The organism is Enterococcus ureilyticus, from assembly GCF_001730315.1.
Lineage (GTDB): Bacteria > Bacillota > Bacilli > Lactobacillales > Enterococcaceae > Enterococcus_L > Enterococcus_L ureilyticus.
The window spans coordinates 1-16072 of record NZ_MIKC01000016.1 but is presented as its reverse complement, the minus strand read 5'-3'; the positions used below and the strand labels follow the sequence as shown (position 1 = coordinate 16072).

14 protein-coding genes are annotated in these 16072 nt (G+C 37.2%); 12 read left to right on the top strand and 2 right to left on the bottom strand.

The features are described 5' to 3' along the window. Positions 1-18: 18 nt before the first annotated feature. The 5 genes from BCR24_RS08500 to menC are packed head-to-tail and all read left to right on the top strand — an operon-like array spanning position 19 to position 6546. Positions 19-1491, top strand: coding sequence for an o-succinylbenzoate--CoA ligase (locus tag BCR24_RS08500; protein ID WP_069640124.1), 1473 nt, complete (start codon positions 19-21; stop codon positions 1489-1491). Further along, positions 1488-2870: an isochorismate synthase gene (locus BCR24_RS08495; protein ID WP_069640123.1), complete on the top strand. Its 1383-nt coding sequence runs from the start codon at positions 1488-1490 to the stop codon at positions 2868-2870. Before BCR24_RS08500 ends, BCR24_RS08495 begins: the two co-directional genes overlap by 4 nt. Further along, positions 2854-4587, top strand: coding sequence for a 2-succinyl-5-enolpyruvyl-6-hydroxy-3-cyclohexene-1-carboxylic-acid synthase (gene menD, locus BCR24_RS08490; protein WP_069640122.1), 1734 nt, complete (start codon positions 2854-2856; stop codon positions 4585-4587). Before BCR24_RS08495 ends, menD begins: the two co-directional genes overlap by 17 nt. Further along, positions 4577-5398 (top strand): 2-succinyl-6-hydroxy-2,4-cyclohexadiene-1-carboxylate synthase, encoded by an 822-nt coding sequence (gene menH, locus BCR24_RS08485; protein ID WP_069640121.1) that lies wholly within the window; start codon positions 4577-4579, stop codon positions 5396-5398. Before menD ends, menH begins: the two co-directional genes overlap by 11 nt. Positions 5399-5436: 38 nt before the next feature. After that, the gene (menC, locus tag BCR24_RS08480; protein WP_069640120.1) at positions 5437-6546 is read left to right on the top strand and encodes an o-succinylbenzoate synthase; all 1110 of its coding nucleotides are present in this window, start codon (positions 5437-5439) and stop codon (positions 6544-6546) included. Between the two features lie 55 nt (positions 6547-6601). On the opposite strand, the gene BCR24_RS08475 is transcribed toward menC, so the two are convergent. After that, positions 6602-8128 (bottom strand): AMP-binding protein, encoded by a 1527-nt coding sequence (locus BCR24_RS08475; RefSeq protein ID WP_069640119.1) that lies wholly within the window; start codon positions 8126-8128, stop codon positions 6602-6604. A gap of 308 nt (positions 8129-8436) precedes the next feature. Between BCR24_RS08475 and rpsF the strand changes: the two genes are divergently transcribed. From rpsF to dnaB, 6 genes are all read left to right on the top strand, one after another. Then, positions 8437-8739 (top strand): 30S ribosomal protein S6, encoded by a 303-nt coding sequence (gene rpsF, locus BCR24_RS08470; RefSeq protein WP_010762119.1) that lies wholly within the window; start codon positions 8437-8439, stop codon positions 8737-8739. A gap of 48 nt (positions 8740-8787) precedes the next feature. Beyond that, a complete protein-coding gene (gene ssb / locus BCR24_RS08465) occupies positions 8788-9339 on the top strand; it encodes a single-stranded DNA-binding protein (protein WP_069640118.1) in 552 nt (183 codons plus the stop codon). 25 nt (positions 9340-9364) lie between these two features. Beyond that, a complete protein-coding gene (rpsR, locus tag BCR24_RS08460) occupies positions 9365-9604 on the top strand; it encodes a 30S ribosomal protein S18 (RefSeq protein WP_010762117.1) in 240 nt (79 codons plus the stop codon). Positions 9605-9782: 178 nt separating this feature from the next. After that, positions 9783-11759: a DHH family phosphoesterase gene (locus BCR24_RS08455; protein WP_069640117.1), complete on the top strand. Its 1977-nt coding sequence runs from the start codon at positions 9783-9785 to the stop codon at positions 11757-11759. 75 nt (positions 11760-11834) lie between these two features. Continuing rightward, positions 11835-12287, top strand: coding sequence for a 50S ribosomal protein L9 (gene rplI, locus BCR24_RS08450; RefSeq protein ID WP_069640116.1), 453 nt, complete (start codon positions 11835-11837; stop codon positions 12285-12287). A gap of 143 nt (positions 12288-12430) precedes the next feature. Beyond that, the gene (dnaB, locus tag BCR24_RS08445; protein WP_010766608.1) at positions 12431-13801 is read left to right on the top strand and encodes a replicative DNA helicase; all 1371 of its coding nucleotides are present in this window, start codon (positions 12431-12433) and stop codon (positions 13799-13801) included. Positions 13802-13856: 55 nt separating this feature from the next. Here the strand turns inward: dnaB and BCR24_RS08440 are convergent, their stop codons facing one another. Next, a complete protein-coding gene (locus BCR24_RS08440) occupies positions 13857-14405 on the bottom strand; it encodes a GNAT family N-acetyltransferase (RefSeq protein ID WP_069640115.1) in 549 nt (182 codons plus the stop codon). A 246-nt stretch (positions 14406-14651) separates the two neighbouring features. On the opposite strand from BCR24_RS08440, the gene BCR24_RS08435 reads away from it, so the two are divergent. Then, the gene (locus tag BCR24_RS08435; RefSeq protein ID WP_069640114.1) at positions 14652-15944 is read left to right on the top strand and encodes an adenylosuccinate synthase; all 1293 of its coding nucleotides are present in this window, start codon (positions 14652-14654) and stop codon (positions 15942-15944) included. Positions 15945-16072: the final 128 nt, after the last annotated feature.

Sequence of the window (16072 nt, the reverse complement as noted above, 5' to 3'; positions counted from 1 at the left end):
AATAAAAGGGTGAAGAACATGAGTAGTTGGCTGCAAAAACAAGTGAATGAAAGACCGGATCATCCTGCTTTTTACTGGCAGGATGAAGCATGGTCTTTTGCTGAGGTCGCTCAAGAAGTCAAACGATGGACAGCAGCGTTTTCGCTAAAGATACCAAATAAAGAAAAACGAGTTGCGCTATTTAGCCGTAATTCAAAAGAAATGTATTTTTCAATATTAGCTTTGTGGGAATTAGGTAAAGAGCTAGTTTTATTAAATACACATTTAAGCTTGCAGGAACTCCACTACCAATTGACCGATGCAAAGGTGAAGCTGGTGGTGGTTTCTACTGAAAGCTTGCCATTTTTAATTGAATTGGATCAATTAACGCTAATTGAAATGATAGAGCCAGATGGGACTGGAGCAGCTGTAGAAGCAGAAATAGACTCTATCTATCAACTTAATGCTACGGCTTCGATCATGTACACTTCAGGTACGACAGGAAATCCTAAAGGCGTCGTGCAATGTTTTAGTAATCATTTGGCTAGTGCTTTGGCAACACAAAAAAATATGAACATTACAAGTGAAGATTGCTGGCTTTGTCCAGTTCCTTTATTTCACATTAGCGGGTTGTCGATCATTATGCGCCAATTAGTGCTGGGTTGTAGTTTCCGTTTATATAGTAAATTTGATGCAAAAATAGTAACAAATGATCTAGCCGATGGTCGGGGGACCGTGATTTCTGTGGTGGCGATTATGCTGCAAGAGTTACTGGAAAATTATCCTAAACAAGGCTATAGCTCAAATTTTAAGGCAATGCTGCTTGGTGGCGGACCAATTTCACCTAAAGCACTAGAAAAATGTGAAAGCTATGGGATTCCGGTGATCCAATCCTATGGTATGACTGAAACCTGTTCCCAAGTGGTTGCTTTGAGTTTTGAAGATGCCACAGCGAAGATTGGTTCTGCAGGCAAGCCACTCTTAGGGATGCAAATCAAAATCGTTGATGACCAAGAGAAACCACTGCAGAAGAATCAAGTGGGAGAAATCTTATTAAAAGGGAAAAATGTCGTTCATAATTATCTAAATGGTACACAATGGCAAGCTGTCAAATGGACGACAGATGATTGGTTTAAAACAGGTGATATGGGGTATTTGGACGAAGAAGGCTATTTATACTTAGTCAGTCGCTTGAGTGAGTTGATTATTTCAGGTGGTGAAAATATTTACCCCACAGAAATCGAACATGTAATTCAAGAGTTTCCTGGGGTAAAAGAAGTTGCCGTCGTTGGTGAAGCCGATGTAAAATGGGGCGCTGTTCCAGTCGCTTATATTGTGGGAGAATCGACAGTCACTTTAGAAAAAATCAATGAATTTGCTAAACACTATTTAGCAAAATACAAACTACCTAAACAGCTCTATTTATGCCATTCACTACCAAAAACAGCTAGCGGTAAATTAGCAAAACATCGCTTAACAACAAGAGAAAGGGAGGCTTTTTTAAGCAAATGAGCATTCCTAAAGAATTAGAACAAGCCTATGAAAAAGGTTATCGTCAATTTAGCTGGGTCAAAGAAATAAATGAAAAGACAGATTCTTTGCGTACTTCTTTTATGAAGGGACAAAATGTATTTAAAGGTGAACGATTTTATTGGCAAACGCCGGAAAAAAACTTTACGCTAGTCGGATTTGGTAAAGAAAAAGAATTAGTGCATGATCTTGCTTCATTTGAACAAGTAGATCGTTTTATTTTAGAAGAAAAAGAAAAAATTTATCAAAACTGTTCTATTACAGGAACGGGGGCTATTTTATTTGGTGGTTTTGCCTTTGACGATAAGCAAACGAAGCAAAATGATTGGGGCAGTTTGGCGCAAGGTTTATTTTATTTACCCGTTTTTTTACTAACAGAAACAGCTGGAAAAGTCTATCTTACAATGAACTTCAGCGCTGAAAATAAAGAAATATTGCACAAAAAATGGCTAGAGCTGACTTCAGAATTTGTTGAAATAATGACGACTACACTAGTAAAAAATCAAGACAGTACACAAATTAAAACAGAGGAAGTCGCTGTATCTCAATGGTTGACGGTTGTTGACGAAACGGTGAAGAAGCTCAAAGAAGCAGGACCATTAGAGAAGGTTGTTTTAGCACGACGGATGAAGGTAAAAAGTAACAGTCCTTTTCAAGCAGATGTTATTTTAAAAAATCTGCAGTGCCAACAGACAAATACTTATTTTTTTGTTTTGGAATCAAAGGATCATATATTTATCGGAGCTACACCAGAACGCTTACTAAAAGCGTCTAAAACAACCTTTTCAACAGCTAGTATAGCAGGGTCTGTTTCACGTGGAACAACGCAAACAGAGGATGAATCTTTGGGTAATTATTTATTGAATGATAGGAAGAATAAGCAAGAGCATAGGATTGTCGTGGATAGAATTGTCAAAGAATTGGAAGCGATGACTGGAGCTTCGATTCAGTCACAAAAACCACAGTTATTAAAGAATCGAGATATTCAGCATTTATACTTACCGATTGTAGGGAAAAGACAAAAAGAATATCGCTTTTTGAAAGGAATCAAGCAGTTACATCCAACACCTGCATTAGGTGGGGAACCTAAAGAATTGGCTATGGAATGGCTCAAAGAACATGAACAGCTAGATCGAGGGTTATATGGCGCGCCAATCGGATGGGTCGCTATTAAAGAGGATATAGGGGAATTTGCCGTGGGAATTCGTTCTGCTGTATTGTCTGGCAATATTGGCTACTTGTATGCGGGATGTGGCATTGTTAAAGATTCGCAAGCAGAACAAGAAAGAATCGAAACAAAAATCAAGTTTCAACCGATGTTAAGAGGAATAGGTGGGGATGAGTATGACAAGTCAAAGTGAAATGACCAACTATTTACACGCTTTTGTTGAAGGAATGATCAGTAATGGCGTAGTACAAGCTGTAATCAGCCCAGGTTCTCGTTCTACTCCATTAGCCTTATTGTTACACCGTCAGGAAAAGATTGAGACCTTTATCGAGGTAGATGAACGCTCGGCTGCTTTTTTTGCCTTAGGATTAAGCAAAACGAGTGGCAAACCTGTTGTTTTATTATGTACATCAGGAACAGCAGCAGCAAATTATTATCCAGCGGTTTGTGAAGCTTACGCTAGTCATATTCCATTGCTCGTTCTTACAACCGATCGACCGCATGAATTAAGACAAGTTGGTGCACCACAAGCCATGGATCAATTTCATTTATTTCAAGGTCATGTAAAACTATTCATAGAAATGGCAATTCCAGAAGGAAGCAAAACAATGTTGGACTATTCCTATTGGCAAGGAATGCGGGCGACAGATACAGCTTGCCAAACACCAAAAGGGCCTATTCATTTGAATTTTCCATTAAGAGAGCCACTATTACCTGATTTGACGCATCCAATGCTTGCTGAAAAAACAACAGAAGTCATTGTAGGAAAAAAACAATTGTCCGAATCACAATTAATGATGTGTGCCAATGCCTGGCAGGGAAAAAAAGGGGTTTTAGTGGTGGGTGGCAGTCATACGCCAGAAGAAGCTGGATTATTTATTGAATTAGCAGAAACATTGAACTGGCCGATCATTAGTGATCCATTAGCCAATATTACATCTAATAGTAAGACTAGTCCGCTGATCATGAGCTGTGCGGATTTATTTATCCAAGAAGTAGACATGAACCACCGACCAGAAGTTGTTGTTCGCTTTGGTATGCTTCCTATTTCAAAAAATACGATGTTTTGGTTACAATCCCTGAATGAAGATGAAACAATGATTTATTTTATTGATGAAACAGGTGAGTGGCAAGATCAACTAAAGCAAGTTCAGACGGCAATTCAAGTAGAAGAACAAACTTTTGTTCAAATGCTCCTAAATAAAATCAAAGTACAGACATCTGTTTCTTGGCGAAATCAATGGATCAATTGGCAAAAAGCGACAGAACAATTATTAAAAGAATTTAGTGAAATGAACACATTAAATGAAACATCAGCTAGTGTTCTTGTCCATGAAAAAATGGCGGAAGATGGGCAATTGTTTGTTTCGAATAGCAATGCTATCCGCTTTTTAGATCGATTTGCTAGCGCTGAAAATAATGTCTATCAGTTGTTCGGTAATCGCGGTATAAATGGGATCGATGGTATTGTGTCAACTGCGTTAGGAATGTGTGCGATAAATCCTGACCGCCAGAATATATTATTGATTGGTGATTTGGCTATGTATCATGATATGAATGGTCTGTTACTCGCAAAACGATACAAATTACCCTTAACGATTGTTTTATTGAATAATAATGGCGGTGGTATTTTTTCTTTTCTGTCACAACGTCAGTTGGAGACAGATGATTTTGAGCCCATTTTCGGTACCCCGATTGATTTAGATTTTTCTTTAGTGGCGCAATTATATGATGCGGAATATGTGAAAGCTGTAAGTTTGGAGCAACTGGATTGCTTATTAGAAAAGACGAAGAAACAGCCAAAATTTCAGCTTATTGAAGTAGTTGGTGATCGTCAAGACAACGTGTTGTTGTACGAGAAAGTTGTAAAAAGTTTGAGAGAAATCTTTGGGATAGATTATGGAAAGTAATGTAAACGGCGTAAATTACTATTATGAATGGCTTTCTGGCTATCAAGCAGACCGCTCAACATTGGTTTGCTTCCATGGGTTTACCGGCAGCAGTCAGACATTTGTTTCAGTTTTTCAAGAAATGACCGATTTCAACATTCTAGCGATTGATTTGATTGGGCATGGAAAAACGGATTGTTATGTCCATCCATACCGCTATCAAATAGACTGTTTATGTCAAGATATTGCTTTATTGACTGAACAACTGGGCATCGAATACTTTGTCTTATTGGGCTATTCAATGGGGGCTAGAGCAGCTTTAGTATTTACTTATCTATATCCTCAAAAAGTGCAGCAATTGATCTTAGAAAGCGGTTCTCCTGGGTTAGAAAGTGTGACAGCTCGCTTGAGACGCAAACAATCAGATGAATATTTAGCTAGTTTTATCATGAGTCATCCTATCGACGACTTTGTTAATAAATGGGAGAAACTGCCTCTTTTTGATAGTCAAAAAAGACTAACGCTTCACGTTCAAAAAGCGATTCGGCAAGAGCGATTAGCGCAGCAAAATTTTGGGCTTGCGTGCAGTTTATGGTTTATGGGGACAGGGGTTCAGCCCTCACTTTGGCAAGAGTTACACAACATACATGTGCCGATATTGCTGATTGTAGGAGCGCTTGATCCAAAGTTTCAACAAATCGCTATAGAGATGAAAGAAAAGCAACCAAACCTAACAATTGAAATCGTAGATGATGTAGGCCACTGTGTTCATTTAGAGAAGCCCTCCACATTTGAAAAAATTATTTATTCTTTTTTAGCTAAATTTGTCTGACATAAACACTACATTTTTAGAATAAGGAGGAGATACTGATGGAAATTCATCGCATTGATCGTTATCGTGTTCGATTACCTTTACGGATTCCCTTTGAAACAAGTTATGGTCGGTTAACAGAAAAAGCGTTTGATATTTTGGTGGTGACGGATGATCAGGGGAATCAAGGGATAGGAGAACTTGTTCCTTTTGAGCAACCAGATTACATAGAAGAGACAATCGAGACCGCACGAATCATGATTGAAAACTATCTGATTCCTTTGTTGAAAGATGTAGATATTCGACATCCTAAAGAAATAGCACTGCTTTTTGATGAAGTAAAAGGCAATTATATGGCTAAATCAAGTCTTGAGACGGCTATCTGGGACTTATACGCCAAACGGGAAGGAAATAGCCTAAAAACATACTTTGAGGATACTCGAACCCAAATCCCAGTTGGTGTCAGTGTGGGAATTCAAACTGATCTAACCAAATTGATCACTCAAATTACTCAGTATGTGGCACTTGGTTATCAAAGAATCAAATTGAAAATCCGTCCGGGTTATGATTTAAAACCAATCGAAGCAATTCGTCATAGATTTCCTGACTTAACATTGATGGTAGATGCTAATTCAGCGTATACCATTAATGACATGTCGCATTTGAAGCAATTTGATGATTACGACTTAGCAATGATTGAACAACCTTTTGCTGCAAATGATTTTTTAGACCACGCACAATTGCAAAAAGAAATAAAAACAGATATCTGTTTAGATGAAAATATTCGAACCCTTAAAGATTGCGAATTAGCGTATGCTCTTGGAAGCTGTCGAAGCATCAATTTAAAAATTCCCAGAGTAGGCGGCATCACGGAAGCATTGAAAATAGTCGGTTTCTGTAAAGAAAAAAATCTTCAGGTATGGTTAGGTGGAATGTTTGAATCGGGTGTTGGAAGAGCGTTAAACTTACAGTTTGCCTCACAAAAAGTCTTTACATTTCCAGGAGACATTTCAGCTTCAGATCGTTATTATTATGAGGATATCATTACGAACCCTTTTGTGATTGAAAACGGCGAGATTGCTGTACCTGATGGGCTAGGGATCGGTGTTACTTTATCTAAAGAAGCGTTAGCGAAATATGGACTCTACGAAACAATATCTACTAACTAAAAAGAATCACAGGCAAAAGGAAACATTTGTCTGTGATTCTTTTTAGTTATGAGAGTTATTCTTCCTTCAGAGCTTTTTCAATTTGTAATCGTTGGACTTTCATCGTAGCTGTACGAGGAATTTCGTCCCAATCCATAATAATTGGTTTGTTTAAATGAGGTAAATCAGTGACTTGTTCCCACCAAGCATCCCAGTCCATCCCTTGTTTTGGATCAACAGCCAAGATTGGTTGAGGAGAATTATTTTTTGCTCTGACGATAATCACTTCTTGAAGAAAATCTAGTGCATCCAACAAATGATCTTCAATTGCTAAATTACTATCGACTTTTTCAATCAAATCTACTTGACGGTCTTTCAAGAATAAATGGCCATTTTCATCCATAAAACCATAATCACCACTGTCCCACCAAGGACCGAAAACCGTTGCTTGAAAACGATTATCTTCTTTATAGTATGTTAATGCACGTCCTTTAGATAAAAATTGGATATGACCATCTGTCAAAGCCGGTAAAACATTGCCTTCTTTATCTGCGATTCGAGCTTCGGTCAACCCTTCTAAGCCAACCCCCATATCACGAGCATCAGATGTTTTTAGGGATTCTAAGGTATGAGCCTTCAAAATCATTGGACCACATTCACTTTGTCCATAAACTTGAAGAAAAATTGGCTCATTTTTTTCTGAAGCTTTTAAGAAGCTAGCCATCGTGGCATTGTTGATTGCATCAAAAGTAGAATGGTAATAACGAACACTTGCGAAAGCTTCGGGTTGTCTTTTTGCCAAAGAAGTCCACTGAACGAAATTATTTGGATGAGTCTCAAGAGCAATCGGTTCATGTTTTAAGAGCATTTCCGCAACAGAATCACTATTTGATATCGATAATGGCATCAGTGGGAAACCCATTGCCATCAAAGAAGAGATGCCAATATTAAAACGAGAGTGAACGGGTGAAATATGGAATCCAACCATTTTTTTCTCAGCGATTTTTGTGAAAATTGTTTTTTGCCATTTTGTACGCCACCCCATCGAATTAGCAGAATGACAAATTAGTTTAGGAATGCCAGTTGTCCCAGAAGTATGTGTCATATATGCAATCGTATCTTTAGGTAATTCCACTTGAGAAACTTTGTTCGCAGGAGCCTGCAAAAGTCTAGTAACTGAAATCTGTTTGTCTGGTGTACTATTTTTTACTTTTGCTATTTTTTCTGCGGTTTCATCATCAAATAGGATAAACGGATTTTCCAAACGATCTACAAAAACTTCAATCGTTTCAGTTGGAAAATGATAAGAAATCATTACTGGAACAGCACCTAAATATGAAGCAGCAACGGCTAACAAATACGTATCAAATTTTGAGCTTTTGAAAATAATGATTTTATCTTCTGCCTGGACTCCTAAACTGGCTAATTGATAGGAACGGTTCAAAATCGCCTCGTGACTTAATTGGTAGGTGTAATTTGTTCCAAGTTCAGGAAAAGCTGGCAATGGTTCATCGTGAACAATGGCAGTTTCAGGGGCATTAAGTGCCGCCTCAAGATAGTTTGTGTATAAGTTTAGCGGTTGGTATTCTAACAATTGATTCAAGGTAACAGCATCCTTTCAAACTACATTAAAGTATTTGTGTAATTTCAAACAAGGATAGTATATCATGAAAAATAAATAACCTAAATCAATAGCAAAAAAAATGAAAAAAGCGAATTTGTACGTATATTTAAAGTAAGACCTGAGAGAAAAAAAGATTGCTAAAAAAAAGATCAAAAATTGCTAAGAACACTTGATTTTATCAGCTTTTAGCTGTATAATGAAGCCTTGTGAGTAGTCTATATATTTTAGATAACTCTCCTTGCTCTTAGCAAACTAAGAGCCTAAAGTCCATAGGGAGGTGAAAATCAATGAGTCAAGTTACGAATTATGAAGTTATGTACATCATTCGTCCGAACATTGATGAAGAAGCAAAAACTGCTTTAGTAGAACGTTTCGATACAATCTTGAAAGATAACGGAGCAGAAGTTATCGAATCAAAAGATTGGGAAAAACGCCGCTTAGCATATGAAATGAACGGATTCCGTGAAGGCATCTATCATATCGTTAAAGTATCTTCTCCATCAACTGCAGGAGCAATCAATGAATTTGATCGTCTTGCTAAAATCAATGACGATATTATCCGTCACATGATTATCAAGGAAGAAGCATAACCAATTGTTTCACGTGAAACATTTGGATTGACGAAAGGAGATGTTTAAATGATTAACAACGTTGTATTAGTTGGAAGACTAACAAAAGATCCCGATTTACGATATACATCTAGTGGTTCGGCAGTTGCGACATTTACTCTAGCGGTAAACCGGAACTTTACGAATGCAAATGGAAATCGTGAAGCAGATTTTATTAACTGTGTGATTTGGCGTAAACCTGCTGAAACAATGGCAAACTATGCGCGTAAAGGTACATTATTAGGCGTAACTGGTCGCATTCAAACTAGAAATTACGAGAATCAACAAGGTCAACGTGTTTACGTGACTGAAGTTGTATGTGAGAATTTCCAGTTGTTAGAGTCTCGTTCTGCATCAGAACAAAGACAAACAACAGAAGGATCAGATTCGACACCAAGTTACAATGCTGGTGGCGGAAGTTTCCAACAACCACAGAATAATAATTTTTCAGGACAAAACAATTTTAATCAATCATCCTCTCAGTCTAGTAATAACGGTATGCCTGATTTTGATAGAGATTCTGACCCATTCAGTGGTTCAGGGTCGACTATTGACATTTCAGATGATGATTTACCATTCTAAACGAATTTGATAGGAGGGAATAAGAATGGCACAACAAAGAAGAGGCGGACGTAAACGCCGTAAAGTTGATTATATTGCAGCAAACCATATTGAGTATATTGACTATAAAGATATTGAGTTACTAAAAAAATTCATTTCTGAACGTGGAAAAATTTTGCCACGTCGTGTAACAGGTACAGGTGCTAAGAACCAACGCAAATTAACAATTGCAATCAAACGCGCACGTATCATGGGCTTATTACCATTTGTTGGTGAAGAGCAATAATATAGAATTATGAAGGATCAAAGAACTAGTTCTTTGATCCTTTTTTTTTTATTATTCTTTATTAGAGTCGTACATAATTTACCTCGAAATGTTTCACGTGGAACATTTTGAGGTTCGCAGAAATTCCTTTTTTATGCTAAAATAACCTTATCTGCAGAATAATGGGGGAGTCATTATAATGAAAGAAAATAGAGTGAAGCGGATTTTAGGGGTTGTATTCGTTCTCTTTTTATTAGAAGTAATGCTATTGTTCTTCATATCTAATAAATATTTAATTTTAGCTGGATTATTGATACTCAACTTTATACTGATCAATCGAATTTTCTATTTGGTCAAAAAAATTGAAATATCGAATACAGAAAAAATTAGAGAAGCCAGTTCGATTGCAGAAAAGTCGTTGGATTATGCTTTCAACGAAGTATCTGTAGGGATCATAAATTATGATTCTACTACCAAAGAAGCTAAGTGGTTAAATCCTTTTGCAGAAGCTATTTTTCGGAAAGATGGACAAACACTTATTAGTCCAGAATTAATCCAGACATATGTATCACTAGCTGAAAAAGGCAAGGACATATTTAAAGTTGGTGACCATGTTTATCGCTTTAATATTGACACAAGTCAAAATACAATTACTTTTAAAGATATTACAGAAGAGAGTAACTTGTACCATGAGAAAATAGAAATGCAGACAGCTATTGGGATTGTTTCAGTTGATAATTATGATGATATTACCGATAATATGGACGAAAAAGAGATATCGTACTTAAATAGTTTTATTACTACAATGGTTTCTGATTGGATGGATGAATATCATGTTTTTTATAAACGACTAAATGCTGAACGGTATTTTTTTATTGCACAGTTAGAAGATGTAAAAAAGATGATGGAATCAAAGTTTCAAATTTTAGATAATATCAGAAAAGAATCTAGCACAAGAGAAATAGCGATCACACTAAGTATGGGAATCTCCTATGGTGGCGAAACGCTAAGTCAAACAGGAAATACAGCTCAAACGAATTTAGATACAGCTTTAGTCAGAGGTGGAGATCAAGTTGTTGTGAAAGAGGCGAAAGATAATGCTAAACCACTCTTTTATGGTGGACGATCAGCATCTGTAGCAAAGAGAACGCGTGTTCGTTCTCGTGCAATGAGCACCGCGATTCGTGGGATTTTATCTGAATCATCAGATGTTTATATCATGGGGCATCGTTTTCCAGATATGGATGCGATTGGTTCGGCCTTTGGAATGGCTCGATTAGCTAGATTTCACAATAAAGAAGCATGGGTTGTCTTAGATAAAAGGGAAAGTATTCCCGATGTTGAACGAGTGATGACCGAGTTGGAGAAGTATCCCGAACAGGCTAAGCAAATCATTACACCAAAAGAAGCAATGAAAAGAAAAACAGACAGTAGTTTGTTGATCATGGTTGATTACCACAAGCCCTCGCTTTCGATCTCACAAGAGTTATACGAACAATTTGATAAAGTTGTGATCATTGATCATCATCGGCGTGGCGATGAATTCCCAGTGAAACCATTGCTTACGTATATCGAATCATCTGCATCATCTGCATCAGAGCTAGTGACGGAATTGATCGAGTATCAAAGTAACGCACAAAAACGTTTAGACAAACTCGAAGCTACGTTGCTACTAGCTGGTATCGTTGTCGATACCAAGAGTTTCAGTGTTCGGACTACAGCACGTACATTTGACGTGGCTAGCTATTTGAGAACTTGTGGTGCCGATTCATCTTTAGTACAATATCTACTGAGTTCAGATTTAACAAGTTACTTGGAAATGAATAGCTTGATTGCTAAAAGTGAATATGTTACTCCAGATACAGTTATCGTTACAGGTAGTGAAGACAAAGAATACGATAGTGTCACGGCAGCTAAAACTGCAGATACATTGTTATCAATGGTCGGAATCAACGCAGCATTTGTCATAACTAAACGAACAGATAAACAAATTGGGATCAGTGCACGAAGTAATGGGTCAATAAACGTCCAACTAATTATGGAAAATCTTGGTGGAGGTGGTCATTTTACTAATGCTGCGGTACAATTATCTAATGAAACAGTAGCTGAGGTAAAAGAGCAACTGCTGAAAGTGATTCATCAAAATATAGATATAATGTATGATCCAGCTCCATAAGCTAGTCATGTTTTTAATGGTATCTAGCTTCACAGAAAAAGCTCTCTCAGTTTTTAAATAAGGAGGAATAATAGTATGAAAGTTATTTTTTTACAAGATGTCAAAGGCAAAGGAAAAAAAGGTGAAGTGAAAGAAGTACCTGCTGGGTATGCCCAAAACTTCCTAATTAAAAATGGATTTGCTAAAGAGGCAAATAAAGGCAACATCAGTGCTCTTGCTGGTCAAAAAAAAGCACAAGACAAGCATGATGCAGAAGTATTGGCAGAAGCTAAAAAAATGCAAGAGTTTTTAGAAAAAGAAGAGACTGTTGTAGAGCTTAAAGCGAAGGCTGGGGAAGATGGACGTCTCTTTGGGTCTATTCCTTCAAAACAAATTGCCGAGGCCTTAAACAAGCAATATAGCGTTAAATTAGATAAACGCAAGATCGAGCTGTCACAACCAATTCGTGCCTTAGGTTTTACAAAAGTTCCAGTGAAATTACATCACGAAGTGACTGCGACGATCAAAGTTCACGTTGTTGAAGAATAAAGATTAAAAAACAGGGGTTTTCCTCTGTTTTTTGTTTATCATAATAATAAGAAATGACGCCAGATTGTCATTGTACTTTTTGGCTGTTTCTTGTTAAAATAGAAAGACTGAAAAGCGTAATTTTAGCTATAGGAGAGAAAAAAATGAATGAAGTATGGCAAGATCGAGTACCGCCGCAAAGTATGGAGGCAGAGCAGGCCGTTTTAGGGTCGGTTTTTTTAGATGCCGAGGTCATTATCGATGCTTTAGAATACATAGAACCCAAAGACTTTTATCGCCGTAATCATCAATTGATTTTTCAGACTATGCTTACCTTGAATGATCGAAATGAAGCAATTGATGTGATCACGATCAAAGATCGCTTGGAGCAAGAAAATTTATTAGAAGATGTCGGTGGCCTGAGTTATCTATCAGATTTGGCGTTGGCTGTACCGACAGCTGCGAACATCGTTTACTATGCGAAAATTGTTGAACAAAAATCATTGCTTCGCAATTTGATCCAAACCGCTACAGAGATTGTTACCAAAGGTTTTGAACAAGGTGAAGATGTTGAAACAATACTAGATGATGCAGAGCGTAGCATTTTAGAAGTTTCAGAAAAAAGAAATCGCAGCGGCTTTTTGTCGATCGCAGATGTCTTGAATACATCGATTGCCAACATTGATCAACTGTATCAAAATGATGAAGAAATCACGGGATTACCTACAGGATATCCTGCTTTAGATAAAATGACTGCTGGATTACAAGCAGAAGAATTGATTATTTTAGCTGCCCGGCCAGCAGTAGGGAAAACAGCCTTCGCTTTAAATATAGCGCAAAATATCGGAACTAAAACGGATCGATCGGTTGCTATTTTTAGTTTGGAAATGGGGGCCGAATCATTAGTGAATCGGATGCTTTGTGCAGAAGGTTCGATTGAAGCCGGCCATTTACGTACGGGTCAGTTATCAGAAGAAGAATGGCAAAACCTAATTATTGCAATGGGTAGTTTATCTAGAGCGCAAATCTATATTGATGATACGCCTGGTATTAAAATTACAGAAATTCGAGCAAAATGTCGTAAATTAGCGCAAGAACGCGGTAATTTAGGCTTGATTTTGATCGATTACCTACAATTGATTGAGGGAACCGGTCGTGAAAGTCGTCAACAAGAAGTATCTGAAATCTCTCGTCAATTAAAGAAATTGGCGAAGGAATTAAAAGTTCCTGTTATTGCCTTGTCTCAATTATCTCGTGGAGTGGAACAACGTCAGGATAAACGTCCCGTTTTGAGTGATATTCGTGAGTCTGGATCTATTGAGCAAGATGCGGATATCGTAGCTTTTCTTTATCGTGATGATTACTATGATCGTGGTGAAGAAGGCGAGGATGGTGCTCGTGAAGAGCCGGAAATCGACAACGTGATTGAGGTTATCATCGAGAAAAACCGTAGTGGCGCCCGTGGAACTGTGGAACTGTTATTCATTAAAGAGTTCAATAAGTTCGCTTCGTTATCGCCTAGAGAAGAGTTTTAATTGTGAAATAATAGCCCGAGTAAGTCGTCGGTTGACACTTACTCGGGCTATTATTTCAGCTAAAATCTGTTTTTAAAAGAGAATATTTATTTAAATCTCTAAACTTATCATACATAATAATATCTGATTTATCTGTTCCAACGAAAGAGAAGCCATTTTTTACTGCAACTGCATTACTGGCTTTATTTTCAGTATCAGCTCGGATACTTAATTTGTTTAATCCCATATCTTCAAAAGCGATCGCACAAACTTTTTTCACTACTTTTGACATAATCCCCTTATTGGTTTGAGACGAATGAAGCCAGTAGCCAAGTTCAGCTTTTTTATTATTGGTATCAATAAAATGTAAATCAATACAGCCAATTATATTCTGGTCAAAAGCAATTAGAAATAAACGATCGGTTTCATTGATATAGCCTTCTAATTTCATCTTGATATATTGCTCTTGTTGTTCAAAAGATGTTGTAGTATCAACAAAATCAAGGAATTTTCGTAAGTGTTTCCGATCTGAATCAATCACTTCGAAAAGTTCATGTGCCATAGATAACGTTGGCTGAACTAAAGATAAAGATTCGTCAATCTCTAAATAAAAATAATGTTTCATATCCCGAATAGACCTCCTAGTGAATTCATAATATATTGTGTATGATTATAACAAAATGCAAATTCTTTACAAGAGAATAAATGAATTTTCGCTTTTTTATCTACTGTAAAATCATTTTCTGAATAATGTTCGTGTTTTACTCTATTTTCTTATTTCCAAAAAAATAACATTCGATTTTTCCTTGAAAGCGTTGTGTTTTATTGGTACAATGAATCAGGACAAAATAATTTAGAACGAGGTGTTCGAATGTCATCAGTTGTAGTAGTCGGAACGCAGTGGGGCGATGAAGGAAAAGGAAAGATCACGGATTTTTTAAGTGAGAATGCTGAGGTCATCGCACGTTATCAAGGCGGAGATAATGCAGGTCATACCATTAAGTTTGACGGTGTTACTTATAAACTACACTTGATTCCTTCAGGTATCTTTTACAAAGACAAGATCAGTGTGATCGGAAATGGTGTTGTAGTCAACCCGAAATCTCTTGTAAAAGAACTGGCTTATTTAAAAGATAATAATGTCACGACAGATAATTTACGTATTTCTGACCGTGCTCACGTGATTTTACCTTATCACATCCAATTGGATCAATTACAAGAGGATGCCAAAGGTGAAAATAAAATTGGTACTACAATCAAAGGGATCGGTCCTGCATACATGGATAAAGCAGCTCGTGTGGGAATCCGTGTCGCAGATTTATTAGATAAAGAAATTTTTGAAGAACGTTTAAAAATAAATCTAGAAGAAAAAAATCGTCAATTCGTTAAAATGTTCGACAGCGAACCAATTGCTTTTGAAGATATTTTTGAAGAATACTATGAATATGGTCAACAAATCAAACAATACGTAACGGACACTTCTGTTATTTTGAATGATGCATTAGATGCAGGTAAACGCGTATTATTTGAAGGCGCACAAGGCGTTATGCTAGATATCGACCAAGGAACATATCCATTTGTAACCTCATCAAATCCAGTTGCTGGAGGCGTTACGATCGGAAGCGGTGTTGGTCCTTCTAAGATCAATAAAGTCGTGGGTGTTTGTAAGGCGTATACATCTCGTGTTGGTGATGGTCCATTCCCTACAGAATTGTTTGATGAAACAGGAGAAACCATTCGTAAAGTTGGGAAAGAATACGGTACAACTACTGGTCGCCCACGTCGCGTGGGTTGGTTTGATACGGTTGTGATGCGTCATTCTAAACGGGTTTCAGGAATCACAAATCTGTCATTGAACTCAATCGATGTATTAAGTGGTTTAGACACAGTGAAAATCTGTACAGCGTATGAATTAGATGGTGAACTGATTTATCATTATCCAGCAAGCTTGAAAGAGTTAAGCCGCTGTAAGCCAGTCTATGAAGAATTACCAGGTTGGTCAGAAGACATTACTGGTTGCAAAACATTAGCTGATCTACCAGCGAATGCAAGAAATTATGTGCATCGTATCTCTGAATTAGTTGGCGTGCGTATTTCAACATTCTCAGTAGGGCCAGATCGTAATCAAACGAATGTTTTGGAAAGTGTTTGGGCACAAATCTAAATTTTAAAGGCTCTTTGTCAACTAATGTTGGTGAAGAAAATCTAAAGAATTAAATCGATTAATATGATTCCTAGAGGAAATTTCCTCTAGGTTTTTCTATTTTCTTGAAAAAGAATAGTGCCAAAACA

Excerpts from the sequence above, each read along its gene's own strand:
- BCR24_RS08500 (WP_069640124.1), top strand. The coding sequence starts at position 19 with ATGAGTAGTTGGCTGCAAAAACAAGTGAATGAAAGACCGGATCATCCT.
- BCR24_RS08495 (WP_069640123.1), top strand. The coding sequence starts at position 1,488 with ATGAGCATTCCTAAAGAATTAGAACAAGCCTATGAAAAAGGTTATCGT.
- menD (WP_069640122.1), top strand. The coding sequence starts at position 2,854 with ATGACAAGTCAAAGTGAAATGACCAACTATTTACACGCTTTTGTTGAA.
- menH (WP_069640121.1), top strand. The coding sequence starts at position 4,577 with ATGGAAAGTAATGTAAACGGCGTAAATTACTATTATGAATGGCTTTCT.
- menC (WP_069640120.1), top strand. The coding sequence starts at position 5,437 with ATGGAAATTCATCGCATTGATCGTTATCGTGTTCGATTACCTTTACGG.
- rpsF (WP_010762119.1), top strand. The coding sequence starts at position 8,437 with ATGAGTCAAGTTACGAATTATGAAGTTATGTACATCATTCGTCCGAAC.
- ssb (WP_069640118.1), top strand. The coding sequence starts at position 8,788 with ATGATTAACAACGTTGTATTAGTTGGAAGACTAACAAAAGATCCCGAT.
- rpsR (WP_010762117.1), top strand. The coding sequence starts at position 9,365 with ATGGCACAACAAAGAAGAGGCGGACGTAAACGCCGTAAAGTTGATTAT.
- BCR24_RS08455 (WP_069640117.1), top strand. The coding sequence starts at position 9,783 with ATGAAAGAAAATAGAGTGAAGCGGATTTTAGGGGTTGTATTCGTTCTC.
- rplI (WP_069640116.1), top strand. The coding sequence starts at position 11,835 with ATGAAAGTTATTTTTTTACAAGATGTCAAAGGCAAAGGAAAAAAAGGT.
- dnaB (WP_010766608.1), top strand. The coding sequence starts at position 12,431 with ATGAATGAAGTATGGCAAGATCGAGTACCGCCGCAAAGTATGGAGGCA.
- BCR24_RS08440 (WP_069640115.1), bottom strand. The coding sequence starts at position 14,405 with ATGAAACATTATTTTTATTTAGAGATTGACGAATCTTTATCTTTAGTT.
- BCR24_RS08435 (WP_069640114.1), top strand. The coding sequence starts at position 14,652 with ATGTCATCAGTTGTAGTAGTCGGAACGCAGTGGGGCGATGAAGGAAAA.